25 protein-coding genes are annotated in these 26,476 nt (G+C 67.5%); 17 read left to right on the forward strand and 8 right to left on the reverse strand.

What is annotated here, in order from left to right; translation table 11 throughout:
* Nucleotides 1-25 precede the first annotated feature (25 nt).
* The 6 genes from aztB to QE394_RS14745 all read left to right on the forward strand — a co-directional run bounded on the left by aztB (nt 26) and on the right by QE394_RS14745 (nt 7,106).
* Complete coding sequence (gene aztB, locus QE394_RS14720) at nt 26-934, forward strand: zinc ABC transporter permease AztB (RefSeq protein WP_349034941.1); 909 nt, start codon at nt 26-28, stop codon at nt 932-934.
* On the forward strand, nt 912-2,129 hold the full coding sequence (locus QE394_RS14725; protein ID WP_349034942.1) for a hypothetical protein: 1,218 nt from the start codon (nt 912-914) through the stop codon (nt 2,127-2,129). Before aztB ends, QE394_RS14725 begins: the two co-directional genes overlap by 23 nt.
* Entirely contained in the window at nt 2,126-3,103 is a 978-nt protein-coding gene (aztC, locus tag QE394_RS14730; protein WP_349034943.1) for a zinc ABC transporter substrate-binding protein AztC, read from the forward strand. Before QE394_RS14725 ends, aztC begins: the two co-directional genes overlap by 4 nt.
* 67 nt (nt 3,104-3,170) lie before the next feature.
* A complete protein-coding gene (gene aztD / locus QE394_RS14735) occupies nt 3,171-4,382 on the forward strand; it encodes a zinc metallochaperone AztD (RefSeq protein WP_349034944.1) in 1,212 nt (403 codons plus the stop codon).
* 145 nt (nt 4,383-4,527) lie between these two features.
* Complete coding sequence (locus QE394_RS14740) at nt 4,528-5,358, forward strand: alpha/beta hydrolase (RefSeq protein WP_056075771.1); 831 nt, start codon at nt 4,528-4,530, stop codon at nt 5,356-5,358.
* On the forward strand, nt 5,355-7,106 hold the full coding sequence (locus QE394_RS14745; protein ID WP_349034945.1) for an EAL domain-containing protein: 1,752 nt from the start codon (nt 5,355-5,357) through the stop codon (nt 7,104-7,106). The genes QE394_RS14740 and QE394_RS14745 overlap by 4 nt, the downstream gene beginning before the upstream one ends.
* Before the next feature lie 147 nt (nt 7,107-7,253).
* On the opposite strand, the gene QE394_RS14750 is transcribed toward QE394_RS14745, so the two are convergent.
* Nucleotides 7,254-7,577 (reverse strand): hypothetical protein, encoded by a 324-nt coding sequence (locus QE394_RS14750; protein WP_349034946.1) that lies wholly within the window; start codon nt 7,575-7,577, stop codon nt 7,254-7,256.
* A gap of 154 nt (nt 7,578-7,731) precedes the next feature.
* Nucleotides 7,732-8,097, reverse strand: a complete 366-nt coding sequence (locus tag QE394_RS14755) for a hypothetical protein (RefSeq protein WP_349034947.1) — start codon at nt 8,095-8,097, stop codon at nt 7,732-7,734.
* Between the two features lie 206 nt (nt 8,098-8,303).
* On the opposite strand from QE394_RS14755, the gene QE394_RS14760 reads away from it, so the two are divergent.
* The 7 genes from QE394_RS14760 (at nt 8,304) to QE394_RS14790 (ending at nt 14,182) form a co-directional block, all read left to right on the forward strand.
* Entirely contained in the window at nt 8,304-9,521 is a 1,218-nt protein-coding gene (locus QE394_RS14760; protein ID WP_349034948.1) for an MFS transporter, read from the forward strand.
* Between the two features lie 88 nt (nt 9,522-9,609).
* Nucleotides 9,610-10,824: an FAD-dependent oxidoreductase gene (locus tag QE394_RS14765; RefSeq protein ID WP_349034949.1), complete on the forward strand. Its 1,215-nt coding sequence runs from the start codon at nt 9,610-9,612 to the stop codon at nt 10,822-10,824.
* 127 nt (nt 10,825-10,951) lie between these two features.
* A complete protein-coding gene (locus tag QE394_RS14770) occupies nt 10,952-11,668 on the forward strand; it encodes an alpha/beta hydrolase (RefSeq protein ID WP_349034950.1) in 717 nt (238 codons plus the stop codon).
* A 172-nt stretch (nt 11,669-11,840) separates the two neighbouring features.
* A complete protein-coding gene (locus tag QE394_RS14775; protein WP_349034951.1) occupies nt 11,841-12,380 on the forward strand; it encodes an alternate-type signal peptide domain-containing protein in 540 nt (179 codons plus the stop codon).
* A 70-nt stretch (nt 12,381-12,450) separates the two neighbouring features.
* Nucleotides 12,451-13,056 (forward strand): hypothetical protein, encoded by a 606-nt coding sequence (locus QE394_RS14780; RefSeq protein ID WP_349034952.1) that lies wholly within the window; start codon nt 12,451-12,453, stop codon nt 13,054-13,056.
* Nucleotides 13,046-13,699 carry a signal peptidase I gene (locus QE394_RS14785; protein ID WP_349034953.1) on the forward strand — a complete coding sequence of 218 codons (654 nt, stop codon included), beginning with the start codon at nt 13,046-13,048 and terminating at the stop codon, nt 13,697-13,699. The genes QE394_RS14780 and QE394_RS14785 overlap by 11 nt, the downstream gene beginning before the upstream one ends.
* Nucleotides 13,700-14,182: a hypothetical protein gene (locus QE394_RS14790; RefSeq protein WP_056075742.1), complete on the forward strand. Its 483-nt coding sequence runs from the start codon at nt 13,700-13,702 to the stop codon at nt 14,180-14,182.
* Nucleotides 14,183-14,744: 562 nt separating this feature from the next.
* On the opposite strand, the gene QE394_RS14795 is transcribed toward QE394_RS14790, so the two are convergent.
* The 4 genes from QE394_RS14795 to QE394_RS14810 all read right to left on the reverse strand — a co-directional run bounded on the left by QE394_RS14795 (nt 14,745) and on the right by QE394_RS14810 (nt 17,808).
* Entirely contained in the window at nt 14,745-15,635 is an 891-nt protein-coding gene (locus QE394_RS14795; protein ID WP_056075739.1) for a phosphatase PAP2 family protein, read from the reverse strand.
* Between the two features lie 68 nt (nt 15,636-15,703).
* A complete protein-coding gene (locus QE394_RS14800) occupies nt 15,704-16,891 on the reverse strand; it encodes an MFS transporter (protein ID WP_349034954.1) in 1,188 nt (395 codons plus the stop codon).
* 48 nt (nt 16,892-16,939) lie between these two features.
* On the reverse strand, nt 16,940-17,449 hold the full coding sequence (locus QE394_RS14805; RefSeq protein WP_349034955.1) for an SRPBCC family protein: 510 nt from the start codon (nt 17,447-17,449) through the stop codon (nt 16,940-16,942).
* Nucleotides 17,450-17,460: 11 nt separating this feature from the next.
* Nucleotides 17,461-17,808 (reverse strand): metalloregulator ArsR/SmtB family transcription factor, encoded by a 348-nt coding sequence (locus tag QE394_RS14810; protein WP_349034956.1) that lies wholly within the window; start codon nt 17,806-17,808, stop codon nt 17,461-17,463.
* Between the two features lie 125 nt (nt 17,809-17,933).
* Between QE394_RS14810 and QE394_RS14815 the strand changes: the two genes are divergently transcribed.
* From QE394_RS14815 to menD, 4 genes are all read left to right on the forward strand, one after another.
* The gene (locus tag QE394_RS14815; RefSeq protein ID WP_056075730.1) at nt 17,934-18,950 is read left to right on the forward strand and encodes a magnesium and cobalt transport protein CorA; all 1,017 of its coding nucleotides are present in this window, start codon (nt 17,934-17,936) and stop codon (nt 18,948-18,950) included.
* 65 nt (nt 18,951-19,015) lie between these two features.
* The gene (locus tag QE394_RS14820) at nt 19,016-20,017 is read left to right on the forward strand and encodes an o-succinylbenzoate synthase (protein WP_349034957.1); all 1,002 of its coding nucleotides are present in this window, start codon (nt 19,016-19,018) and stop codon (nt 20,015-20,017) included.
* 121 nt (nt 20,018-20,138) lie between these two features.
* The gene (locus tag QE394_RS14825) at nt 20,139-22,220 is read left to right on the forward strand and encodes a PhoX family phosphatase (RefSeq protein WP_349034958.1); all 2,082 of its coding nucleotides are present in this window, start codon (nt 20,139-20,141) and stop codon (nt 22,218-22,220) included.
* A 312-nt stretch (nt 22,221-22,532) separates the two neighbouring features.
* Nucleotides 22,533-24,224, forward strand: a complete 1,692-nt coding sequence (gene menD, locus QE394_RS14830) for a 2-succinyl-5-enolpyruvyl-6-hydroxy-3-cyclohexene-1-carboxylic-acid synthase (RefSeq protein ID WP_349035416.1) — start codon at nt 22,533-22,535, stop codon at nt 24,222-24,224.
* A 17-nt stretch (nt 24,225-24,241) separates the two neighbouring features.
* On the opposite strand, the gene QE394_RS14835 is transcribed toward menD, so the two are convergent.
* On the reverse strand, nt 24,242-25,069 hold the full coding sequence (locus tag QE394_RS14835; RefSeq protein ID WP_349034959.1) for a VOC family protein: 828 nt from the start codon (nt 25,067-25,069) through the stop codon (nt 24,242-24,244).
* 29 nt (nt 25,070-25,098) lie between these two features.
* Entirely contained in the window at nt 25,099-26,310 is a 1,212-nt protein-coding gene (locus QE394_RS14840) for an aminotransferase class I/II-fold pyridoxal phosphate-dependent enzyme (RefSeq protein WP_349034960.1), read from the reverse strand.
* Nucleotides 26,311-26,476 lie beyond the last annotated feature (166 nt).

The following is a 26,476-nucleotide window of genomic DNA, read 5'->3' on the forward strand; positions in this document are numbered from 1 at the left end:
TTCTTATTAAGATACAGTGGCGGCGATGGAATGGATACTTGAACCCCTGGGCGCCTCCTTCGTGCAGCGCGCCGTCCTGGCCGGCAGCCTGGTGGCTGTGGTCTGCGCCGTGGTGGGCACGTGGGTGGTGGTGCGCGGCATGGCCTTCCTCGGCGACGCCATGTCCCACGGGCTGCTCCCCGGAATTGCCATTGCATCCCTGCTGGGCGGCAACCTCCTCCTGGGTGCCGCGCTCAGCGCTGCGGCCACGGCGGCCGGCGTCTCCGCGATCACCCGGAACCGCCGCATCTCCCAGGACACCGCCATTGGCCTGCTGTTCGTGGCCATGCTTTCACTGGGCGTGATCATCGTGTCCGCCTCCGGCTCGTTCGCCGTGGACCTTACCGCCACGCTCTTTGGGGACGTGCTGGCGGTGGGCATGGAGGACGTGGCGCTGCTCGCCGTCGTCGGATGCCTGGTGCTGGCCGTGGCCGGACGCTTCCACCGCGCGCTGGCGGCGGCCACGTTCCATCCGCAGAAGGCGGCAAGCCTGGGGCTGCGGCCCCGGCTCACCCATGCCGTACTGCTGGGCATGGTCACCGTTGCCGTGGCTGCCTCCTTCCAGGTGGTGGGGACGCTCCTGGTGTTCGGGCTGCTGATCGCCCCTCCCGCGGCGGCGCTGGTGTGGGCACGGTCGGTGGGGGCGGTGATGGCCCTCGGTGCGCTCATCGGTGTCTCCAGCGTGGTGGCCGGACTGTGGATCTCCTGGCACGCGTCCACTGCCGCCGGCGCAACCATCGCCCTGGTCGCCGCCCTGTCCTACTTCGCCTCAGCCCTCTGCCACTCCGCCACCCGCGGCACCAAGCCGCGCCCCGGCGCGCTGGCCGCCGCCGCCGTCGTCGTCCCCGCCCCACTCCCGGAAAAGGAAACCCGTGCCCCGCACCACTACGCCTAGAACCGCCGCCCTCCTGCTCGGCCTGCCCCTGCTGCTATCCGCCTGCGCCGCGCCCGGCCCGGACGCGGCCTCAGCGCCGGAAACCGCTGAACCGCACGGCTACATCGCCGGGGCGCAAGAGAACTCCGAACCACAAACGGGCCTGCTCACCGTCAACGCAGCCACGGGGAAGGGGCAGCTGCTTTCGCTCCTCACCGGCGCGACGTCCGACGCCGGCACCGACGGTCCAGTCACCGCCGCCTACCGCGACGGCCGGTACGCCCTGATGGCCACGGGCGCCGGGGTGGAGGTTTTCGATACCGGCGCCTGGACCGTTGACCATGGCGAGCACAAGCATTACTACAGCGCCGAGCCCGGGTCCGTGGGCCTGCTCCAGGTTCCGGACGCGGGCGCAGTGGCCGGCGACGGCACGTCCATTGCAGTGTTTTCGGAGTCCGGCGGGTACGCGGCCGTGTACCGCCACAAGGATCTCGACGCCGGCAACCTGGCGGAGTCGGCCCGGATCACCACCTCCCCGCACACCGGCGTGGTGGTGCCTTACCGGGGCCACTTCCTGGCGTCCGTGGCAGCCCGTGCCGCTGCCGCCGATGGTATTGAAGTGCGTGACGCCGGCGATTCGGCGGTGCTCGGCCGGCAGGACTGCCCGGGCCTGGCCGGACACGCCGTCACCCGGGCGGGCATCGTGTTCGGATGCTCGGACGGGGCGCTGCTGGTCACTGAGGATGCCGGCACCTTCAGCGCGGAGAAGATTCCGTATCCCGACGGCGCCGCGGGCCGCCCGCCGGCCGTACACCTGGACCACCGCCCCGGGTCCAATGAACTGGCCGGGCCCGCCGGCGACGCCGGGGTGTGGCACCTCGATGCCGCCAAACGGAAGTGGACGTTCCTGCCCACACCGGCTCCGGTGGTTGCTGCTTCCGCGGTGGGCGACGGACGCCGGGTACTGGCTGTTGCTGCCGATGGATCACTGTGGACCCTGAACCCTGCAACAGGGGCCGTTGATGCACAGGTTCCGCTGCTTGCGGCCTCCACCCCGGGAAGCGCTGCTCCGCGGATCCTGGTGGACACCTCCCGGGCCTACGTGAGCGACCCCGCAGGCTCCGCGGTACATGAGATCGACTACGCGGACGGGCTGCGGGTGGCACGGAGCTTCGACGTTCCTGCTGCCGACATTGTGCTGGAGACCGGACTGTGAGGCGGGGCCTGGCCACGCGGCGGGACCTGGTTGCAGGCCGGAATCGTGCCGGAATATCAGGCTGGCCGGCCCGGCTGGGCGCGCTCCTGGTGCTGGGCTTAGGCCTGGGGTTTGCGCTGGGCGGATGCTCGGCCGCCGCCGCGGACCGCCCCACGGTGGTGGTAACCACCAACATCCTGGGCGACATCACCCGCAACGTGGTGGGGGAGCAGGCCGATGTGGTGGTCCTCATGGCTGCCAACGCCGACCCGCACTCATTCGGCATCTCCGCCCGGCAGGCCGCCGGCATCGAAAACGCTGCCCTCATCATCCACAACGGCGGCGGCCTCGAAGAGAACGTCCTCAACCATGTGAAAGCAGCCGAGGCCGAAGGTGTGCCGGCGTTGCCGGTGCTGGACGCCGTCGGGCCCCTCTCCTTCACCCAGTCCGGACAGGGCGCTCCGGACCCGCACTTCTGGACCGACCCCTCCCGCGTGGCCAAGGCCGCGGAGGCCATCGCCGCGGCAGTGAGTGAGCACGTGGGCGGCGCCGACGCCGGCGCCGTGCGCTCGCAGGCGGCCACCTACACCGGGCAACTGCAGGAACTGGAGGCGGCCATGGAGGCCGGGTTCGCCGGCATCGGCCCCGGCCAGCGAAAACTCATCACCAACCACCACGTGTTCGGCTACCTGGCCAACCGCTTCGGTTTCGAGGTGGTGGGTGCCGTGATCCCGAGTGGCACGACGCTCGCCTCGCCCAGCCCCACGGACCTGGCCGACCTCACCGGCAAGATCCGGTCCGCCGGGGTGCGGGCCATCTTCGCCGACTCGTCGCAGCCCGCACGGCTGGCCGAGGTGCTGGCCGCCGAGGCCGGCGAGGACATTGCCGTGGTCCCGCTGTTCACCGAATCCCTGGGCCCTGAGGGGTCCGACGCCGGCACCTACCTGGGCATGATGCGCGCCAACGCCGAACGCATCACCCAGGCCCTGGGCTGATCCTGCGTCACCAGACATTCCTGGGCTCCGCTCCCGGAGCTCCCCACCCATAAAGAAGGAACCAACCATGTATCACCGCACCGCACCCGTCCGCCTGATGACGGTGCTGGCCGCCGCAGGCCTGCTGCTCTCCGGCTGCGGCACGCCCGCCTCAAGCCCCGCCAGCCCTGCGCCAACCCAGGCCGCCACCGTGGACTCGGCAGCGCCGCGCCTTGTCACCACCTACGACGGCGGCATCCAGGTCCTCGACCCCGCCACCTTCGAGGTGCTGGCCGACTTTCCCATGGAGGGGTTCAACCGCATCAACCCCGCCGGCGACGGCCGCCACGTGGTCATCTCCACCGCCAAGGGATTCGAGGTCCTGGACACCGGGGCGTGGACCGACGGCGGCAGGCACTACGCCCAGGACCCGGCCATGACGGACATCGTCTTCCCCACCACCAAGCCCGGCCACGTGGTCCGCCACGATGGAAAGACCATCCTCTTCAGCGACGGGACCGGCGAGGTGAGCGTCTTCAACTCCGCGGACCTGGCCTCCGGACAGCCCCGGGTGGAAACCCACCGCGCCGAAGAAGCCCACCATGGCGTCGCCGTCGAACTCTCCAACGGTGAGCTTGTCCTCACCCTCGGGAACGGCCAGGAACGGCCCGGAATAGTGGTGCTGGATGCGGACGGCAAGGAAATCGCCCGGAATGAGGACTGCCCGGGAGTGCACGGCGAGGCCACGGCAGCCGGGGAGGCAGTAGTCATTGGATGCCAGACCGGCGTCCTGATCTACGCCGATGGCGCCATCACCAAACTGGAGAGCCCCACTGAATACGGCAGGATCGGCAACCAGGCCGGCTCGGAGGAATCCCCGGTGACCCTGGGCGACTACAAGCAGGACAAGGACGCCGAACTGGAACGGCCGGAGACCGTGTCCCTGATCAACACCGAGACGAAATCCCTGGCCTTCGTGGATTTGGGCACCAGTTACAGCTTCCGTTCCCTGGGCCGCGGCCCGCACGGCGAGGCCCTGGTACTCGGCACGGACGGCGCGCTGCACGTCATCGACCCCGCAACGGCGGCTGTCAAAAATGTCTTCCCGGTGACCGCGCCGTGGGAGGAACCGCTGGACTGGCAGCAGTCCCGGCCCACCCTGTTCGTCAACGGGCACACCGCCTACGTGACGGACCCGGCGTCGAAGGCCATCCACGCCGTCGACATCGAAACCGGGAGGGTCACCGGCACCGGCACGCTGGACGCTGCGCCGAACGAACTGAGCGGGGTCACCGGCTAAGCCTGTCCGGGCCTGCCCCTGGGAGCCGCCGGCGGGGCGTCCGCGGCTCCCAGGGGTCTTGCGCGAAATTTGTGCTTGGTTCCTGGCCGGCCGCTACTAATATCTGAGAAAGAAGTCACCCTGCCTGCGACCTAGGGGATGGATCATGCTCGGAGCACTCACAGCAGAGGCGGTTGCAAAGCGCAACAACGTCACAGTGCTGGGCCGCGCGGACGGTCCGGTGATGCTTTTCGCCCACGGCTACGGCTGCGACCAGGACATGTGGCGGCGGCTGGTGCCCTACTTCGCCGCTGACTACCGGGTGGTGCTCTTCGACCATGTGGGTGCCGGCCACTCCGACCTGGACGCCTACGACCGGGAGAAATACGGGACCCTGGACGGCTACGCCACCGACGTCCTGGAAATCTGTGCCGCCCTGGACCTGGCCGACGTGATCCTGGTGGGCCACAGCGTCAGCGCCATGATCGCGCTGATCGCTGCCGCCCGCGAACCGGAGCGGTTCGCCAGGCTGATCCTGGTGGCCCCGTCGCCGCGATATACGAACGATGCCGACGACGGCTACGTGGGCGGGTTCTCGCATGAGGACATCGAAGGGCTGCTCAAGTCCCTGGACAGCAACTATTTCGCCTGGGCCGAGGCGCTGGCGCCCATGGCCATGGGCAACCCCGATTCTCCGGAGTACGCGGAAGAGCTACGGTCCAGCTTCTGCCGGACCAACCCGTCCATTGCCCGCCATTTTGCCCGGGTCACGTTCCTCTCGGACAGCCGTTCAATCCTGGACCGGGTCCAGTGCGACAGCCTGATCCTGCAGTGCTCCGATGACCTCCTGGCTCCTCCGGAGGTGGGTACCTATGTCCACCAACACCTCGGACACAGCACCTTGGTGCACCTGCAGGCCACCGGCCACTGCCCCCACGTGAGCGCACCCGAAGCCACTGCAGGAGCGATCCTGCAGTACATCGGCCCACGCCCGTGACGGACACCGCGGGCCGGCCCGTGGTCAACTTCGAGGCGCTCTTCCATCAGGCGCCGTGCGGATACCTGGTAACGGACGACGGCGGCCGGATCGCCGCCGTCAACGACACCTTCGTGCGGTGGACCGGTTACAGCAGGACAACCCTCCTGGGGACGAAGCTGCAGTCCCTGATGCCCGTGGGTGATCAGATCCTTTACGCCACGCACTGCATTCCCCAGCTGGGGATCACCGGTTCGGTCTCGGAAATCGCAGTGGACATCGTTGGCGCGGACCATATCCGGCGCCCGGCACTGCTCTCGGCCTCAAGGTTTGCGGCCGCTGGCCAGGAATCGGGCAGCATCCGTGTGATCATCTTCAGCGCCCACGAGCGACGGCTGTACGAGACGGAACTGGTTTCGGCGTTGCGGGCGGCTGAAGAATCGGACGCCAAGCGTGCCCTGGCGGAGCAGGAACTGCGGCGGCTGGCGCTGCACGACGCGCTCACCGGCCTGCCAAACCGGGCCGGCTTGAAGGCGCGGTTCGGCGCAGCACCGCACGGCGGAGCGCGCGAGCGGAAATCGCTGGCGGCCCTTTTCATCGACCTTGACCATTTCAAGGCGGTCAACGACAGCCTGGGCCACAGCGCCGGGGACAACCTCCTGGTGTCCGTGGCGGGACGGCTGGCCGCCGCCGTCCAGGCGTCCGGTGCGGTGGCGCGGCTGTCCGGTGATGAGTTCGTGGTGGTGGACGAGGTGGCCGGGACAGACGATGCGACGGCACTGGCAGCGAGTCTGCTGGACGTCATGGCTGCACCGATGCATCTCGAGGGCTTGGAAATCGTCATCTCCGCAAGCATCGGCATCGCGGTTGCCCAGGGCGGGGACGACACCGTTGAGGACCTGATCCGCCGTGCAGACATCGCCGTCTACCGTGCCAAGGAGCGGGGCAGGAACCGCTGGGAGCTGCACCGGCCGGCACCATCGGACCCGGCCGTAGACCGGCTTCGAGCCCTCGGCGAACTGCGCCGCGGCATCGGCGCAGGCGCCCTGCGGGTGCACTACCAGCCCCGGATCGACCTTCGTACGGGGCGGGCCAGCGGAGTGGAGGCCTTGGTCCGCTGGCAGCACCCCACCCGAGGCCTGCTGCCGCCGTCGGAATTCATTGCCATGGCCGAGGAATCCGGGCTGGTCCGTCCGCTGGGTGCGTGGGTGCTCGACGAAACCCTGAAGCTCGCTGAAAGCCTGCGCCGGAATGACCACGGTGCCGGACTGGAATTTGCCGTCAACCTGTCCGCCCGGCAACTCAACGATCCCGGGCTGGTGGACATGGTGGAGGGCGCGCTGGAGCGGCGCAGCATGGACCCGGCGCTGCTGCTGCTTGAAATCACCGAAACGGCACTGATGTCCGATCCCGGCGCGGCCGTGGAATCACTGAACGCCCTCAAGAACCTGGGCGTGGGGCTCGCCGTCGACGACTTTGGCACGGGCTACTCAAGCCTTACGTACCTGAAGAAATTCCCTGTCAACGAACTGAAAATTGACCGATCGTTCATCATGGGGCTGGGACTGGATACCGGGGACGGCGCGATCGTGGGCAGCTGCATCGACCTGGCGCACGCGGTGGGAATCCGGGCCGTGGCTGAGGGGGTTGAAACCTCCGGCCAGGCACAGGCGCTGCAGGACATGGGCTGCGACCTTGCGCAGGGCTACCTCTTCGCCCGTCCGCTTCCAGTGCCGCAGCTCAGGGAATGGTTGGCATCGCACGCCTGAGTGCGCCCTTAACCGCACGTCGCCCCGTCCGGAGCCGCCACCCGTATGTGTGGGTTCAGCGGCAAGGGGACAGGGCGAGGGGCGGAACTTTCAGGAATGGCTGGCACGCGGGCCCGATGCATGGGCTCTGTGGTGCCAGGGTCTTCGCTATGCGGCCAGGCGGGTGGCGGCGGCGGGAACCTTGCGGCGTGGTGCCAGGACACTGATGGTGCAGGGTGCCTGGAGCGGATCGATCCTGGTGGGCAGATGTCGGGTTTCTGACGCGGTACGGAGCATCTCCAGTGCGGCTTCATCCACGAAGGCCTGCGAGATGTCCAGTTCCAGGTCAAGCCCTTCCCTCAAGGAGTTGGCCCGTTTAGCGACTACATAAAGGGCGTTGACGCTGTGGACGGTGATATGCCCCTTTGCAATCACCTTCGCACGTGCGTGGTCGAGATCAATACGGACAACAATGTGGAGCTTAGAGTTCAAGATGTAAAGCCTTCCCCGGCATTGGCTGCGACGCTGCAGCTTTTTGCGTGGCCGTTTTCATCAGCCTCATACAGAGTAGGGGTTGAATGTGATGCACGCAACACTTTGACGAATTTATTACCGGTGGCTTCGATGCTGATCCTGTGACCGCGGGTCAGCCCACTGCTTCTGGAACCCTGCCAGCCCGGTCCGGAAGCCTTCCGGTCAACACCGCCACGGGGGCTGCGGACCAGCGCTGCCGCTCAGGCTCGAAGGACACCACCACTGAGGCATCGTTCTCGCGGGCCTCATCCATGGCAAGCAGCAGGGCGTCCTCCATGTGCCGGGCATACTCCAGCCGATCACCGAGGGAGCCCTGCAGGTCCGCATCGTCAATGAGCACATGGCCCTTGCCGTCCACGATGACCTTCAGCGAATACCCTTGGTCCTCGTGGAGGGATCCGCGGGTGGATGAAATTTCCGTGGCTCTGTCTGCCCGGACCAGCCCGTTGCCGAGCGTACGGATCCACACTTCACCCATGACGTTGACCTCCCCTTGGCTGGGGGCGCGGAACAGCACCCCTAAGGCGAAATGTACTCCTCCGCGGGCCGTTTGTGACCCCCCGGAATAATTGCCCTTGGAAGGCAGGTCCGCGCCGCCGCACCCCGGACCCGGCAGTAGTTTCTGTTGCGCGGGGCGACGTTGCGCGCCGGGGTGAGAGAGGGGGCAGCCCTAGGATAAATCTGATGACTTCCCCCGGTGGCGCCCAGCCCTTCAACCTGCGCAGCATTGCGGTGGCCGCCTTCGGCCCCACCCTGCTGTTTGGCCTGGGGCAGGGGGCCATCCTTCCCGTGGTGGCCCTGACCGCCCGCGACCTTGGCGCCACCGTCGCCGTAGCGGCCCTCATCGTCACCCTGATGGGTCTCGGATCCTGGTTCTTCAACCTGCCGGCGTCGCTGGTCACGCTGAAGTTCGGTGAACGCTGGTCCATCGTGGGCGCGTCCGTCGCCGCCGGCCTGGCGCTCGCCGCCGCCGGGTTGTCCTCCCTTGCGCCCAACGGCCTGGTGCTGCTCGCCGTGGCGATGACCGTCGTCGGGATGTCAGGAAGCGTTTTTGGCCTGGCCCGGCAAAAGTACCTCACCGAGGCGGTGCCGGTGGATTTCCGGGCCAGGGCGCTGTCCACGCTGGGCGGCGTGAACAGGATCGGCGTGTTCATCGGACCGTTCTTGGGAGCTGCGGTGATGCAGTTTGGCGGCATCAACGGCGCCTACTGGGTGGGTGTGGTGGCCATGGCGGCCGCCGCGCTGCTGTCCCTGACCATCCCGGACCTGGCCGCTCCGCACGCGTCCGACGGCGGCAAACCAGGCCCGCAGCCCACGCTCCGGAGCGTTGCGGTGTCCCATGCGGGGGTCTTCCTCTCGGTGGGCATCGGCATCCTGCTGCTGTCCGCCCTCCGCTCCTCGCGGCAGGTGGTGATCCCGCTGTGGGCCGACCACCTGGGTATGGATGCCACGTCCGCTTCGCTCATTTACGGCCTGTCCGGGGCCATCGACATGCTGGTGTTCTATCCGGCCGGCAAGCTCATGGACCGCAAGGGCCGGCAGTTCGTGGCCGTACCGTCCACCCTGCTGATGGGCGCGGCGCTGGTGCTGATCCCGCTGACGGGCTCGTTCACGGGATTGCTGCTGGCCTCGCTGCTGATCGGGTTCGGCAACGGCATCAGCTCCGGGCTGGTGATGACGCTGGGGGCCGATTTCTCGCCGGACCGCGGCCGCGGCCAGTTCCTGGGCCTCTGGCGGTTCATGGCCGACGCCGGCTCCACGGGCGGGCCGCTGCTGCTCTCCGGGGTGACCGCCGTGGCATCGCTGGGCGCGGGGATCTCGGCCACCGGCATCCTGGGGTTCGCGGCGGCGGCCGTGTTCGCCGTCGTCATTCCCCGCCTGAAGCACCGCCGCAACTACTGACTTGCGCCACCACTTGGAGTCCCCAAAACCGCATCTTAAGGACTCCATCTGATAGGGCAACGGGCTCTGGTGGGTGGACACTGTACGCATGAACACTCCCCGGAGCATCAAGCGGGACTGCGTCATCGCCGGGGGAGGGCCTGCCGGTATGGTGCTTGGCTACCTCCTCGCGCGGGCCGGCCTGCAGGTCACGGTCCTGGAAAAGCACGCCGACTTCCTCCGCGACTTCCGCGGTGACACCATCCACCCGTCCAGCCTTACGCTCCTGCGCGAGCTGGGGCTGCTGGAGCGGTTCCTGGACCTGCCGCTGACCCGCATCACCACCATGGACGCGGTCTTCGACGGAGAGCGGTTCACGATCGCGGACTTTGGCACCCTGCCGGCGCCGGACAACTTCCTGGTGTTCGCCCCGCAATGGGATTTCCTGAACTTCCTCGCGGCCGAGGCCTCGGCGCTCCCGGGGTTCGAGCTCCGGATGAGCACACGGGCAGATGAAGTCCTTCACGACGGCGGCCGCGTGGCCGGTGTCCGGGCCGCGGATCCTGACGGCGCCCTGGAAATCCACGCGCCCCTGACCGTGGCCGCCGACGGGCGCGGATCGACGCTCCGGAACGACGCCGGGCTCTACCCAACAGGGTCGGGCGTGCCCATTGACGTGCTGTGGTTCCACCTGCCCAAACCCCGCGACCCGCTTCCGCCAACGCTCGGATACGTTTCGGGCAAGGGCATGGTGCTGACCCTGGACCGGGGCAGCTACTACCAATCCGGCATGATCATCCGCAAAGACAGCTTCGAAAGCATCAAAGCCGAAGGGCTTGCGGCGTTCCGTGCCCGCATCGGTGCCGCGGCTTCCCACCTTGCCGTCCCTGCGGAGAGCCTCGTGGACTGGGACCAGATCAAACTCCTGTCCGTGAAGATCAACCGGCTGGAGACGTGGCACCGGCCCGGATTCATCGCCATTGGGGACGCGGCCCACGCGATGTCGCCCATGTTCGGCGTCGGCGTCAATTACGCCATCCAGGATGCCGTGGCACTCGCCAACGCCGTCGCCCCCGGGCTCGCCCGTGGCGAGGTGCGCGACGACATGCTCGCAGCGGTGCAGAAACGGCGGGAGGTACCTGTCCGGAAAATGCAGCGCATCCAACGCCTGGGCCACCGGGCCATTGCTCGGCGCCCCGGCCGGCGCTCCTTCGTTCCCCGGCCGGCCAAGTGGGTCCTGCGCGCCTTCGCCCCGCGGATACACCGCGCGGCAGCCCGCTTCATCGGCATCGGGTTCCGCCCCGAACACCCACAGATTCTGTGACCCTCTCATTGCCTTATCGGATCGGGTCCCCAAACGGCGGTTTTTGGAACGCGATCTGATAGGGCAACGGGGGAGTTTGGCCGGCCGCATTGGTGGGTACCCGCCGGACCGCGGTTATCCTCGACACATGGGTGAAACGGGGACTCGGGTTCGGACCAGCCCGCTGCAGAAGGCGCTGTGGTGGGTGCAGGACTATGTGTATGCGGCCATGTGCCAGGTGGAGGGCGTCCTGTCCCGGGTGCAGCCCGGTTCTTTCCACCAGGGCACACGGAACCCCGTGGTGATCATCCCCGGGGTGTACGAAAACTGGCAGTTCATGCTGCCCCTGATCCAGCGGATCCACGACGCCGGCCACCCCGTCCACGTGGTCACGGTCCTGCAGCGGAACAAGCTGGAGATCCCGGCGGCGGCCCGGCTGGTGGCCCAGCACATCGAGGAGGCGGGGCTGCGTGACGCCGCCATCGTGGCGCACAGCAAAGGCGGGCTGATCGGCAAGTACGCGATGCTGATGATGGACCCGGAGCACCGGATCAGCAAAATGATCACCGTATGCACCCCCTTTTCCGGCTCCAGCTACGCCAGGTACATGCTGTTGCCCAGCCTGCGGATGTTCTCGCCACGGAATGCCCTGACCCTCGAATTGGCCCGCGAAGAAGCCATCAACAGCAGAATCACCTCCATCTACGGCCCGTTCGATCCGCACATCCCCGAGGGGAGCGTCCTGCCGGGCGCCACCAATATCGCGCTTCCCACGGCCGGGCACTTCCGGATCCTGGGCGACCCGGAAACCGCCCGGATCATCACTGATCAGCTGGCCCTCCCGGCGGCCGGGCCCTCGCTGTAAGCCCGCTGCGGGGCTGCAACCTATAAAAGCCCTGTTCAGGCCGTGGTTTAACTTTCAAATAACTTGAGCTTTCTTTGCCTTTTTTCGCGATATGTTCCTGCGTTTGGCTGTGCATTGTTGTTCCCAGCAAGACAACTTCCACCCAAGTAAGCAAAGTCTGAGGGGACACATCATGAAGAACAGCACTCTGATCAAGGGAACCGCAGCCATCGCCGTAGGCGCAGCACTGTTGCTGGGCGGCGGCGGATCGCTGGCCAACTGGAACGCCGAGGCAACTGCGGCTCCCGGCACCATCGTTGCCGGCGACCTGAACGTCGCGAAGACCGCCGCCGGCGTCTGGAAGGACCGGGCCGGCACCACCATCGACATCAACACCTACAAGGTGGTTCCGGGCGACAAGCTCACCTTCACACAGGACCTGACCGTCACCCTGGTAGGCAACAAGATGGCCGCTGACGTCAGCACCACCGGCATCAGCGCCACCAACGGATTTACCGCCGCCAACGTGTCGGTCTCCGCGCCGGCCCTCACCCTGGGTGGGACGGCCGTGGCCAACCCGCTGAAGCCCACCGGTTCCGCGCAGACGGTCACCGCAACCATCAGCTTTGAATTCCTGTCCACCACCACGGGCCGTGCGGACACCACCGCCAGCTACAACTTCAACAACGTGGCGTTCCAGCTGACGCAGGTGGCCCAGACTGGTCTTTCCTGACCTGACACGGCCGGGTGGCCCTCGGGCCGCCCGGCCAGCAGAATAAGGAAACAGACCAGGAGGAGACACCATGCGCATCAAGCGCTCACTGCAGGCGGCGGCCCTGGTCGCCGCAGCAGTGCTCCTGGGCCTCCTCACCGTTCAGGGCAGCTACGCCCTCTGGAATGCCACAGTTGTTGCGACTCCCGGGACAGTCAGCTCGGCATCGTTCGATATGGCGATGACGGCAGTCAACTCGGGCCAAACCACCAACATGACGCTGGCCAACGGAACGGCAGCAACCCTGACGCTGTCTCCGGCAGGCACGCTGGGGCCGGGAACCCCGGTGTACGGCGGGGTGCAGGTCACCAACAACACCAACGCCGGTGGCCAGTTCAACACCGTCATCACGGCGGGCCAGCCAAGCATCACCGATGTCAGCGGCGGGACCCTGGCCAGCTACATCAGTGTCACCGCCAAGCGGGCCACCTCCACCACAGAATGCAGCAACAGCGCCGGCTACCTGGCGATCGGCGCAGGCGGGCTTGACTCGCCCACTGTGGCCAAAAACGGTTCCACCATCTTTTGCTTCCAGGCCAGCCTCAGCTCGGCGGCCCCCAGCTCCGTGAAAGGACAAGCAGTGAACATCACCCTTCCGCTCACCGCCCGTCAGTGCGGGGTGTCCGGTGGCTGCTGACCTGACCGCCGGGCCGGCCTTCCCGGCCCGCGCATCGCGCAAGAAGTCCCGCTCCGCCAACCCGTCGCCGTCGGACGCTGACGCAAGCCGCCGCAAGGGCACCGGGGCATGGGCCGCCGTCGGACGCATCCTGAGCATGTCCGCCATGCTCGTGGCACTGTTCGCGGCCGTGGTCCTGATCGTGATTCCCGTGGCAACCGGCTCGCAGTCCTACACCATCCTGACCAAGTCCATGGCGCAGAAGTTCCCGCCGGGCACCTTCATGGTGATGAAGCCGGTGGCGTTCAGCGAACTCAAGTACGGCGACGTCATCACCTTCCAGATGTATTCCGGCCGGCCGGACGTGGACACGCACCGGATTGTCGGTTTCGGATCCACCCAGGCGGGGGAGAAGACGCTGATCACCAAGGGCGACAACAACGGCGCCAACGATCCCGAGCCCGTCCGGGCCATCCAGGTCAAGGGCAAGCTGTTCTACGCCGTTCCGTATGTGGGCTTCGTGGCCAACGCCCTGGGCAACGCGGACCGGGACACCTGGACCGTCCTGGCCGCCGTCGGCCTCATCGGCTACGGCGCCATCACCGTCTACAAATCAGTCCGCAAGCCCCGCGGCAGCAAGGATCCGTCCGGAGCCGTGGCCTAGATGCGCACGTTCCGGAACCTGCCAGGGGCCGCGGTGGCCGTCGGTGCTTTCGTGCTGACAGTCATGCTGGGGCTCGGTGGAACTGCGGCATCGGCCCTGTGGCAGCAAAGCGCCACCGCCACCATGACTGTCACAGCGGCTGGCTCCTGGGCTGGGCCTGCCTTCACACTTTCGTGTGCCGACCCATCGAAGAAAACCGTGGAACTTACGGTGGCGCCGAGTACAACTCTCTCGTCGAATCAGCTGCCGGCGACGCTCTCTGTCTCTGCGGTCAACTCCTCGGCAACCTATTCGGATTGGCAGATTACAGCGCCCAACACGAGCGGCAAGATCAGTCTCACCACAGGGCACCCCCTCGTCAGCGGCCAGAGCACCGGGCTGATCGACATCGTGGTGACCGTTACCTACAAGGACAATTCTTCAGCTTCGGTCCTCCGCTCTATCCGAAAGGGAAACGGCAACAGCGAGATCACCTGTTCGTAGGAATTGGCCTCCAGAAGTCCACGAGTTAGTCCGCCAGCTCGGCGGAAGCAGGCGCCGCCACCACCCCCCCGAGGGCGGCGCCAGCTTCTGCCGAGCTGGTGTGGTTTAAGAACCCGCGGATTTCCCTGCGGATCACCAAGGCAAGGCAAGGCGCCGCCAGGGCAACAAGCCGTTAAAAGCGAAAGAACCGCTGCCCTGGCGGGAACGGTTCGTTTGACTTGAAGTGGGTTCCTGGCGGCGCCCACTTCAAGACGCCGCCAGGAGAATTGGAGCGCCTCCAACAGGAGCCGCGTGACCGGGTCCCAGCAACCCGGTAAAAGTTACTATCCGGTAGGCAGATCAAGGAAGGGCCGGATCTGCCGCAAGGAACACTCAAATTCCTGTCAGGTTTGAGTCGACGCGAGGTCTACAGATAGGCGTTGCGGGGACCTGCCTAATCGTCCTTTCAACTAAGTAGCAGTAGATGTCGTTTTGAGGGCTCAGAACGACATCTACTGCTACCTGGTTGGGGAGGGAAAAGGGGGAGGTGGTCAAGGTGACCCAGAGAGCCCCAGTCCTGGCGTCAGCGGCGCCGCGCCGCGAAGGCGAACAGGGACGTGGTGGCCACCGTGGCCAGGTAGCCGGCGATCACGATCAGCGAGATCCCGGCCCAGAAGTAGTTGGTGGTGCTGGTTTCCTGCCACGGGCTCGGCGCAATCCGGATCAGCGAATAGGCCGCCACGGCCGCGGAAGCCAGGCCAATCAGCACGGGAAGGACCAGCCAGATCCTGGCCGAGCCGATGTGCCGGTTGAAGCCCTCCCACGCAATCCAGGTTCCGCGCCGCAGGATCAGCCACCCGGCAGGAATCATGAACGCCCCCACCAGGAGGAACGCGGCCACAACATCGGCCGGGCGGTGCCACTGGTTGATCAGGGTGGACACCCCGGAGGCGATGGCGAACGTGCCGCCCACGAACCCGGCCATGGGCCGCCACCGGGGCGATGCCATCAGGAACACGGCAGCCGCAGCGGATGCCGCCAGGGTGGTGTGCCCGGACGGCAGCGAGTTCAGCTCCAGGGTTACCACGCCCTTGTCCGGGCGGGCCGGGAGCAGGTCCTTGAGCACCTGCGTGGCCACGTTCGCGCCGATGCACGCGGCCACGGCGATCCCGGCTTCGGTCCAGTGCTTCCGGATCACGGTGACGAACAGGATCACGACGGCGGCCATCACCAGGGAAATGGTGGGCAGCAGGTCCAGGAACCGGGTGGTTGCCTTGCCGGCCGGGCCGTGGATGTCCACTGCTTCCACCAGCGCGGACTCATCGATGAACTGCCCGGTGGTGGTCTGCACAAAGTAGTAGTACGTGGCCACGAGCCCGGCAACACAGGCCAGAGTGGCCAGCACGAACAGGAAACCCGATCCCGGTGCGGGCCGGGCAGGCGTCCTGGGGTGCGTCTGCCGTGAGGAAGTCATCGTCGATAAGGGTGTCATAAAAAGCTGGGAGGCCTCTCCGCGTGTGCTGGGCGCGCCGTCGGTGTTCGCTACTCGGGCGGGCTGGGTGGGGGCAGCCTGGGGATGCTGGCCGCAGCCACCACCAGGGCAAGGGCGCCCAGCCCGAACGGCAGCGCCGTCAGCGTCGCCACGCCACCCACCAGGAGCGGGCCGCCGGCGTCGCCAAGTTCCCTGCCGAGCTCGGCCGAGCCCATGGTGCGGCCCATCCGTTCCGGCGGTGTGCTGTCCGCCAGGTGCGCAAAGCCCAGGGGAGTGGCAGCGCCGATGCCCACTCCGATCGCCGCCGCCGCAACGAAGATGGTGACCGAGGCGGGGGCGGCCGCCAGCAGTGCGACGCCGGCGGCAATCAGGAGCAGCCCCGCCGTCGTGCCCCTGTTGTCCGTGACCCGGCCCTGGTCCCGCAGCCTGCCCATCCACGGCTGGGTCAGCACCGAGCCGAGCGCCAGGACGCTGACGGCGGCGGTACCGGCGAAAGCGTCCATGCCGTGGCGGGTGGCGAGTGCCGGAAGGAAGCCGATGGCCGCGCCGAGCGCACCGGTGGAGGCAGCGAGGACCAGCGTGGGAACCCAGAACCTGCGCTCGCCCACCTGCCGGGCGAGGTCCATGACCGTGTAGCGCTGGCGGGGGAGCGGCTCAAGATGCGGTACCGCCGCCAGCACCCAGACGGCGGTGGCCGCTGCCAGTACGGCCAGGGCGCCGAACAGCAGGGCGAAGCCGCCGGCCAGGATCAGCCCTGCCCCGAGCAGCGGGCCGATGATGTAGCCAAGGCTCTTCCAGGAGCCGTATTTGCCAAAGTAGGCGCCCGCCTTGCCGCCGCGTGCGAGCCTCGCCACCATGGCGGACGACGCCGGCGAGAAGGCTGAGGCGGCGGCGCCCTGGCCCAGCCGGGCCAGGGCGAGCATGAGCGGGTCCGCTGCCCACAGTCCGATGAGCGACAGGGCAGCGAAGGCCAGGAGCCCGCCCACGATGACCGGTTTGGGCCCCACCCGGTCGCTGAGGGCGCCGAAGACAGGTTTGAGGAAAACCTCGGCGACGTCGTACAGGGCCAGCAGGATGCCGAGGTTCAGCAGCGTCAGGCCGATGTTCCCGCTTTGCGCGCCCAGGCCGGCAGCGATGCTGTGGGCGCCGAAGGCCGTCACGAACCCGGCGGCGTACAGCGGGGCCGTGGCGGTGCGGGTGGCCACCTGGTGGCGGGAAGGGGTTCCGGACTCAGTCACACGATGGACTGTAACAACTGTTGCATCTCCTGGTGTGCTGCCCCCGCGTCAGGCGAGGGTAGCCGCGATTTCCCCAAGGATCTCGAACTGTTCGCGGACGCCGCCTTCCATGCCGGACTGCGCGATCATGTCCCGGACTTCCCTGCTGCCCGCATGGGTGCGGATGCTCACCCTGGTGCCGGCGCCGCCGTCGGCCGCTTCGAAGGTGACCGTGTTGACCACCGCGCCTTCTTCGCTGTCCTGCGCCATACCCGGGAACTCCATCACCTCCGTGTGCACGATCCGCTGGTCCGGCACGATCTCGCGGTAGGTGCCGTGGAAGGCCACCTCCGCTTCGCCGTGCGCCAGCATGACGTACCGCCACTTCCCGCCCACCCGGAAGTCCATCTCCGCCACCGTCATCTCGCCGCGCCGTCCCGGCCACCAGCGCCTGACGAGCTCCGGCGTGGTCCAGGCCCTGAAGACGAGGTGAGGCGGTGCATCCAGCGTCCGGGTGATGAGGATTTCCTGGTCGCTGGGGAAGGTTACATCCATGGTCCTGCTGCCTGCCTGTGCCATTGTCCTGCTCCTTAGTGTCCGTCCTGCTTTTCCTGCTCCCGGATGTCATCCAGCATGCCGTCGAGGAGGCCGAAGCGCTCCGCCCAGAGGTCCGCGTAGCTGGAGACCCAGTCGTGGATGGGCTTCAGCGCCTGCGGCTGGAGCCGGTAGACCCGTTGCCGGCCGGCGTCGCGGACTTCCACGGCGCCCACCTCCCGCAACACCCGCAGATGCCGGGACACGTGCGGCTGCGCCAGCTCCAGCAGCTCCACCAGTTCGCTGACGGTCCGCTCGCCGCCGGCTAGGACGTCCAGGATTTCCCGACGGCGGGGCTCGGCCACGGCGTTGAACGCATCTGCGGTTGTCGCTGCCCGTGCCATGGCCTCATCGTATACCCATATGGATATGCAAAGAAGGGGCTGTTGGCGTGCCCGTCCCGAAGGTCTACCCTTCGTGCAAGGGGTCCGGCGCGGGCCCCGCGGTGGCTCCTGAAGGAGGCGAAGCCGTGACGATCGTCGACAACGCCGTCTACGTGAACGGAATGCGGACAGCGGACCCGGAAAGCCTGGACGAAACCTACTTTGCGCTGAGGCAGCGCGAGGGAATGGCCTGGATCGGCCTCTACCGCCCGGACGCCGAGGAGCTGCAGTCGGTGGGCGAGGAATTCGACCTGAACCCGCTCGCCGTCGAGGACGCCCTCGCAGGCCACCAGCGGGCCAAACTGGAACACTACGGCGAATGCCTGTTCCTGGTTCTGCGGCCGGCCAGGTACCGCGATGACGTGGAGAAGGTGGACTTCGGCGAGATCCACGTCTTTGCCGGTGACGAGTACGTGGTGACCGTCCGGCACGCAGAATCACCGGACCTGGCCAAGGTCCGGCGGCGCATGGAGTCGATGCCGGAGTTCCTGGCCCTTGGCCCTGAAGCTGTGCTCTACGGCATCCTGGACCAGGTGGTGGACGAGTACGAGCCAGTGGCCGCCGGCCTGGAGAACGACATCGACGAAATCGAGGACGACCTCTTCGGCGCCGACCCCGAGGTCTCGCGGCGCATCTACGAACTCTCCCGCCAGGTCATCACATTCCAGCGCGCCACCAGCCCGCTGGCAGGGATCCTGCAGGCCCTGATGGCGGGAACCCCGCAACGCCCGGCTGATGCCGACCTCCAGGACCACCTCCGCGATGTGCTGGACCACGTCCTGCGGCTCAACGAACGCGTGGCGGCCTTCCGGGCACTGCTACAGAACGCGCTCGCGGTCAACGCAGCCCTGGTGGCGCAGCGGCAAAACGAGGAGATGCAGCGGATGACCGAATCCAGCTTTAGGCAGAATGAACAGGTCAAGCGCATCTCGTCCTGGGCCGCCATCCTGTTCGCCCCCACCCTCGTGGCGTCCATCTACGGCATGAACTTCACCGCGATGCCCGAGCTGACGTGGACTTATGGCTACCCCTACGCCATCGGCCTGATGCTTGCCATGGGTTTGGGGCTCTACGTCACCTTCAAGCACAACAAGTGGATCTAGGCTTATCCACCCAGGCATTCTGCTGCCCGCGGCGGCCGCGCGCGGCTCGCCGGTACAGTGAACCCATGCATGCCCCCGACGCACAGATCCCCCCACTGGACGAACTGCTGGCAGGGGCACACGTTGTCAGCCTGCCCATGCGGGTGAAGTTCCGCGGGATCATGAAACGGGAATCGCTGCTGATCCAGGGCCCGGCCGGTTGGGGCGAATTCTGCCCGTTCCCGGAGTATGGCGATGCCGAGGCTTCGCGGTGGCTGGCCGCCGCCTTCGAGGCCGCCTGGCAGGGGTTTCCCCAGCCGCTGCGCACGGCGATACCCGTCAACGCCACGGTCCCTGCCGTGGAAGCCTCCCGGGTGCCGGAGGTCCTGGCGCGTTTCGGCAGGGTGGATGCCGTCAAGGTCAAGGTTGCGGAGCGCGGCCAAACCCTGGAGGACGACGCCGCACGGGTGGAAGCCGTCCGCGCGGAGCTCCCCGGCGCCACGATCCGGGTGGACGCCAATGGCGGGTGGGACGTGCCCGCCGCGGTCAGGGCACTGACCCGGCTGTCCGCCGTCGGCCTCGAATACGCTGAGCAGCCCGTCCCGGACATCGGGGGCCTGGCCGAGGTGCGCTCGCGGCTGCGTGCGGCGGGAACGCCGGTGCTGGTGGCCGCGGATGAAAGCGTCCGCAAGGAGGACGATCCCCTGAAAGTGGCACGGGCCGGTGCGGCCGACCTGATTGTGGTCAAGGTGGCGCCGCTCGGGGGAGTGCGGCGTGCCCTGGACATCGTGGCGCAGGCCGGGCTGCCCGCCGTCGTCAGCTCCGCGCTGGACACCTCCGTGGGCATCCGCGCCGGGCTGGCCCTTGCGGCGGCTCTCCCCGAACTGCCCTACGCCTGCGGGCTGGGGACAGTATCCCTGTTCGAATCCGACATCACCCGGGACCCGCTGACGGCCGACGACGGCGCCATCACCCTCCGCGAAGCCGCCGCCGATCCCGGGCTGCTGGAGCAGTACGCGGCAACGCCCGAACGCCGGGACTGGTGGCTGGCACGGCTGCGCCGCGTCCACGCCCTCCTGGCCGGGTAGGCGCTGACGTTTCTGCAGGTCATGGCCGGTTAACCTCAACTTCACCTGCTGGATGGCTCCGCGTCGGAACCGGCTGGAAAGGTGATCGGGCACCCCAGAGAGATTCCTTGGAAGGTTCCCCATGTCTGAAACTGCCCGCAAATTTAACCTGCTGCCCATGCTCGGCCATACCAAGGGCAAGCGGAGCCCGGTAACCTGTGCCCTGAAGTGCGACAACGCGTGTGCAGGCGAAACCTGCAACACCAGCTCCAACAGCTACTTCCGTGATATCGCCTCCGCCACCATGTCCCGTCGCGCCGCACTGGGCCTTGGTGCTGCCGGTGCCCTCGCCGTGGCGCTCGGCTCCGCCGTCACATCGGCTGAACCGTCCTCCGCCGCCGGACTGTCCAAGGCTGCCAAGGAGGGCTTCGGTAAGTCCAAGCTTCAGTTCACCGCCATCAAGCCGGTGGACGCCGCCGTTGACGCGGTTACCGTCCCGGACGGCTTCACCTGGCAGCCGGTCATCCGCTGGGGCGACCCGTTGTTCAGTGACTCGCCGGACTTCGACATCAACAAGCAGACCGCCGCCGCCCAGGCCCGCCAGTTCGGTTACAACAATGACTACACGGACATCCTGGAAATCCCCAACACCAAGGGCCGCCGCGCAGTCCTGTTCACTAACCACGAGTACACGAACGAGAACATCATGGTTCCCGCCGGCTACGACGCCAAGGAAACCCGGGCCATAGGCCGCGCCGCCCATGGCCTGGCCGTCGTCGAACTCGAGCGCAAGAACACCACCAAGCCGTGGTCCTACGTCCAGGGCGCACCCCTTAACCGCCGCTTCCTCGACGACACCACCTATGAACTGACCGGCCCGGTTGCGGGCTCGGCCCTTGTGAAGACCGTCGCCGACCCCACCGGCAAGGCCATCAAGGGCACGTTCGGCAACTGCTCCGGCGGCACCACTCCCTGGGGCACCATCCTCTCTGGCGAGGAGAACTTCAACGGCTACTTCGTGGCAGGCGGCGCCTCGGCCAGCGACAAGCGCTACGGCCTGACCGCCAACGCCACCTCCCGCAAGTGGGAACTTGACGACCCCCGCTTCGACACCCGCAACGCCGGCTACGAAAACGAGGCCAACCGTTTCGGCTGGATCGTCGAGGTCGACCCTTTCGACCCCACCTCTACTCCGAAGAAGCACTCCGCCATGGGCCGCTTCAAGCACGAGGGCGCCAACGTGATTGTCGCCAAATCAGGCCACGTTGTGGCCTACATGGGCGACGACGAGCGATTCGACTACCTGTACAAGTTCGTTTCCAAGGGCAAGTACATCGAAGGCAACCGCAAGAACAACATGGGCCTGCTGTCCGAGGGCAACCTCTTCGTGGCCCAGTTCACCGGCAACTCGCCCGCCGCGGAGATCACCGGCACCGGCGCGGTCCCCTCAGACGGTGCGTTTGACGGAATCGGTGAATGGCTGCCCTTGGTGGTTGACGGCAAGTCAGCCATCGCCGGCATGTCCGTCGAAGAAGTCCTGGTTCATACCCGCATCGCCGCTGATAAGGCGGCCAATGCCAAGGGCGGCCCTACGAAGATGGACCGCTGCGAGGACGTCCAGCCGAGCCTGCACACCGGCAAGGTTTACGTGGTCTGCACCAACAACTCCGACCGCGGCAAGGCCGGTAAGGAAGGTGCCACGGAGGTCAACCCGCGCACCCAGAACCGCGACGGCCACATCGTCGAAATTACCGAGACCGGCGACCAGACGTCCACCAGCTTCAGCTGGAACCTGCTGATGGTCTGCGGCGATCCGGCCCAGGGCGACGTCACCTACTTCTCCGGCTACCCGGTGGACAAGGTTTCGCCCATCTCCTGCCCGGACAATGTTGCCTTCGACTCGGTGGGCAACCTCTGGATCTCCACCGATGGCGCCCCTTCCGGTATTGGCTACAACGACGGCCTGTTCAAGGTCACCCTGGACGGCGCGGAGCGTGGCAAGGTGGAACAGTTCCTGGCCGTCCCGCGCGACGCCGAGACCTGCGGCCCCATCATCCACGATGAGGAGCGGACCGTGTTCGTCGCAGTCCAACACCCGGGCGAGGAAGGCACCTTCGAAGCACCGCACTCCTACTTCCCGGACTACGTCGGTGCGGGTGCAAAGCCGGCCGCCGGCCAGGTACGCGCACCGCGCCCGGCAGTCATCCAGGTGTTCCGCGGCTAATACCGACGCGCGCTCACTTGTGGCGCCTTCGGGGCAAACGCCCGCTCACCGGAGTTCCAGTCAGCTGGGGCAGGTGAGCGGGCGTTGTGTTTTAGGCGACCAGAGTGAGCGGGCGTTTTGTTTTAAACGACCGGAAGTGAGCGGGCGTTTTGTTTTAAACGACCGGAAGTGAGCGGGCGTTTTGTTTTAAACGACCGGAAGTGAGCGGGCGTTGGAGGGTGGCAGACTGGGTTGGTGACTTCGCTGAACGATCCCGCCCACGACGCCGCCACTTCTGACGGGCGCGACGCCGCCACCTTCGACACGCCCGCGCTGGGCGCCATTGCCGCGGCGCGCATCGCCGTCGGGGTCCTGCTCGACGGCGGCGTGCAGCACGTGGTGGTCTGCCCGGGATCGAGGTCGGCACCGATGGCCTACGCACTCGCCGAGGCGTCGGCGGCGGGCCGGGTGGAGCTGCTGGTCCGGATCGACGAGCGGGCCGCAGGCTTCACGGCCCTGGGACTAGCCCTGGCCACCGGCGCACCCGCCGCCGTGCTGACCACGTCCGGGACCGCCGTCGGGAACCTGATGCCGGCGGTGATGGAAGCCAACCACGCCGCCGTCCCGCTGGTTGTCCTCTCCGCGGACCGGCCGGACGAGCTCCGCGGCACCGGCGCGAACCAGACCACCATCCAGCCGGACCTGTTCGGCGACCACGTCCGGTTCGCCGCCGACGTTCCAGCGGGTGCCAGCCCCGAACGTGCCGTCAGCACCGCGCTGTCCGCCGCGACCGGTGCATTCGATGACATTCCGCCGGGCCCGGTCCAGCTCAACCTCGCCTTCCGGGATCCGTTGGTGCCGGCAGAAGGGGAGGGGCTTCCGGCCACCGCGGCGCGCCGGCGCTTCCGGATCGGTGCCGAGCCGCTGGTCATGGACCTGCCCCCGGCCTCCGGAGACCTGCCGGAGCGCCGCACCGCAGTGCTGGCAGGGCACGACGCCGGTCCGGTCGCCGAAGCGTTCGCCCGCGCCCACAACCTGCCGCTGCTCGCCGAGCCTTCCTCCAATGCCCGGTTCGGTCCAAACGCAGTAGGCCCCTACCGGCTGCTGCTGGACCACTTCTGCACCGACGCCGCGCAGCCCATCGAGCGCGTGGTGCTGTTCGGCCGGCCCACGCTGTCCCGGCCGGTGGCCGCGCTGCTGGCCCGTTCCGACGTCCAGTCCGCGCTGTACCAGCCAGTACCCGTGGCCTGGTACGAGCCCGGCCGCCGCACGGAACTGCCGCTGGCGGACCTGGCCGACCTCGCCGAATTTGCGGGAAGGGGATCAGCGGCCTGGCTGGACACCTGGCTTCTGGCGGGCTCGGCAGCCCAGCACGCCGTGGACCAGGTGGTGGCCGCGGAGGCAGCTGCCACGGGCCCATCGGTGGCATCTCTCGTGTGGAAGCACACCCGCGGCCAGCTGCTCCTGGGCTCCTCCAACGGCATCCGCGACGCCGACCTCGCAGCCCTCCCCGCCCCGGACCCCGCCGCCACCGTGTACGCCAACCGGGGTTTGGCGGGCATCGACGGCACCATCTCCACCGCCACCGGACTGGCCCTGGGCGGCCGCCAGGAAACCACCGTCCTGCTGGGCGACGTCACGTTCCTGCACGACGCCGGCGGGCTGCTCCTCGGCACCGGCGAGGAGGTGCCAGACCTGCGGATCGTGGTCCTCAACGATGCCGGCGGAGCGATCTTCGACCTGCTGGAGCACGGTGCCGTGCGCGACGGCGGCCGCTATGGAGACGCCGTCGAACGCCTCTTCGCCACCCCGCACTCAGCCGACATCGCGGCACTCGCCGCAGCCTACGGCGTCGGCCATTCACTGGTGACCACGACGGCGGGACTCACCGAAGCGCTCGGCCGGCCGGTCAAGGGGCGCAGCATTGTGGAGGTCCGCACCGACCGCAGCGCCCTGCGGCAGCTCCACGGGCGGATCAAGGATGCGGTGTCCGCGGCCGTGACTGGCGTGCTGGCGGGGCAGTAGGCGGGAAACCCGTGCCGTCAGCCACCCGGGGGAGTGAACTGGCTGGCGGAGAAGATGGCTCCCTGCGGGTCCCGGATGAGTGCCTCGCGTGTCCAGTCGGATTCGTCCCGGTGCAGTACCTCGGCACCCAGCCGCTCGGCGTCGGAAGCAGTCTGGTCCCGGTCCGCGACGGTGAACGTGACGTGCCAGTGCGGCGGCCTGTCCGGACCGGTGGTGACGATCCAGGCAACCGCGTCCTCGAACCCCATGGGCGCCGCTATCTGTGACTGACGTTTCCTGATGTCCGGGTCAACGGTGGCTTCCAGATGGTCTCCGTATCCGGGACGCCGGACCAGCATTCCGAAGCCGAGATCGTCCACCTTCCAGCCGAAGGCCTCCTGGTAGAAGCTGATGGCAGGGCCCGGGTCCGGCGTATGCAGGTCGCTGAAATTCCAGGTTCCCGGCACGTTCGCCACCTGGACACCCGGTCTCCGCCTGGCCTGCCAGACGTGGAATCCGGCCCCCTGCGGATCGGCCAGGGCCGCGTCCCGGCCGCCCTCGCCGGCGTCCTCTGGCTTGGAAAGAAGGGTGGCACCTCCGGCAACAAGCTCCTGGACGGCGGCATCGGCGTCGTCAACGGCAATGTACGTGCTCCAGAAGGCCTCCGCGGCGCCGCCGCTGCCCAGGCCGGCGACGTCCAGGCCATCGAGCTTCGCGATCAGGTACCGGCCGGGGGCGCCGGGAGGCATGACGTCCTCGAACGTCCAGCCGAACAGCCCCGAGTAGAAGGCCGCAGCGGCGTCAACATCCGGCTGGGTGGTATCGATCCAGCACGGGACGCCCGCCGGATAGGTCCTGGGATTCATGCTTCACTCCTGTGCGTTGGGGAAAGTTGTCATGCAGGGCTTTCTTTCAGGGCCGCTTCGAAGACCGGCAGGCTGCGTTCAATCATGTCCTCGTTGGCGGTGAGGGAAATCCGGAAGAAGCCAGGGGTTTCGAAGAGCGCACCCGGAAGGACGAAGACGTCCCGGGCCGCGAGCCGCGCGGTGAACGCCTCGTCGTCCGGGATGGGGGAGGTGACGTACAAGTAAAAGGTGCCTTCCGGCGGGTGCACGCGGTAGCCCATGCCGCCGAGAGCGTCGACCAGGCGGTCCCGGCGGCGCTGCAACTGGCCTACGTCGATGGAGAACTTTTCGAGGTCCGGCAGCGCATGCTGCAGCAGCGCGTTCGGGTATATCCAGCCCATTGCCACCTGCAGGCCGGAGATGGCCGGACGCAGGTCATCCCGGTGCGGCATTCCGGGCGGCAGGGCAAGATAGCCAACCCGCTGGCCGGGGGACAGGTGGGTCTTGCCATACGAGTAGGCCAACAGCGTGTAAGGGTAGAACTCCACGGGGCTGTGAAAGCGGATGCCGTCGAACGCGATCCGGTTGTAGGGCTCGTCCGAAATGAGGTAGATCCGCCGGCCGATCCGTGCCGATGCCGTCTCCAGCAACTGCGCGAGCCGGGCCAGCAGTTCGGGCGGGTAGATGCGGCCGGTGGGGTTGTTGGGCGTGTTGACGATGACACACCGGGTCCGGTCGGTGATGGCGGATTCGATGGCCTCCAGGTCCAGGTCGAACGTGGTGTCCACCGTGACCTTCACCGGTACCAGGCCCGCCTCAAGGATCAGCGGCTCGTACAGGAACCACGGCGGCAGGCTGAAGACCACCTCATCCCCGGGGTCGGCAACGGTCTTCAGTGCCAGCGCAATCGCGGCGAAACCGCCGGTGGTGAGGTAGATGTCCTCCGGGCGGAAGGGGACGTCCAGTAACACCTCAAGCGACTCAGCGGCGGCCTCACAGGCGGCGCGGCCGTTGGCCTGGTAGGCGAACCACTGGTCATGCTGCGGGACCAGCGCATCCTGCAGCGCAGTGACGTAGCGGCCGGCGGGCATCTGGTGGGGATTGCCGAATGTGAAATCGCAGCCTCCCGCCACCGCGTCCCTCCGTGCGCCGAACTCCCGGATGTATTCGTCAACCCGCAGGAAGGACGGGATCGACGCCAGCCGGGCTGCCCGGGCGGAGACCGGCGAGGCTGCCTGCGGGGCGGCTGTTGCATGGTTCATGGATCGGCGCTCCTCTGCTGGCCCGGGACCGGGCCGCAGGCGGTCGGGCAGCGCGCTGCGGGGCGAGGGCTGTGGTGGGACCCATTCTCGGCTCCGCCTGCCCCCGTGTAAAGGCTGGCGTGAATGCCCACGCCCGGTCCCGCCGTCGTTCGCAGCCCGTCGTTCG

The sequence above is a fragment of the Pseudarthrobacter sp. SORGH_AS 212 genome (genome assembly GCF_030818145.1).
In the GTDB taxonomy this organism is placed as follows: Bacteria; Actinomycetota; Actinomycetes; order Actinomycetales; family Micrococcaceae; genus Arthrobacter.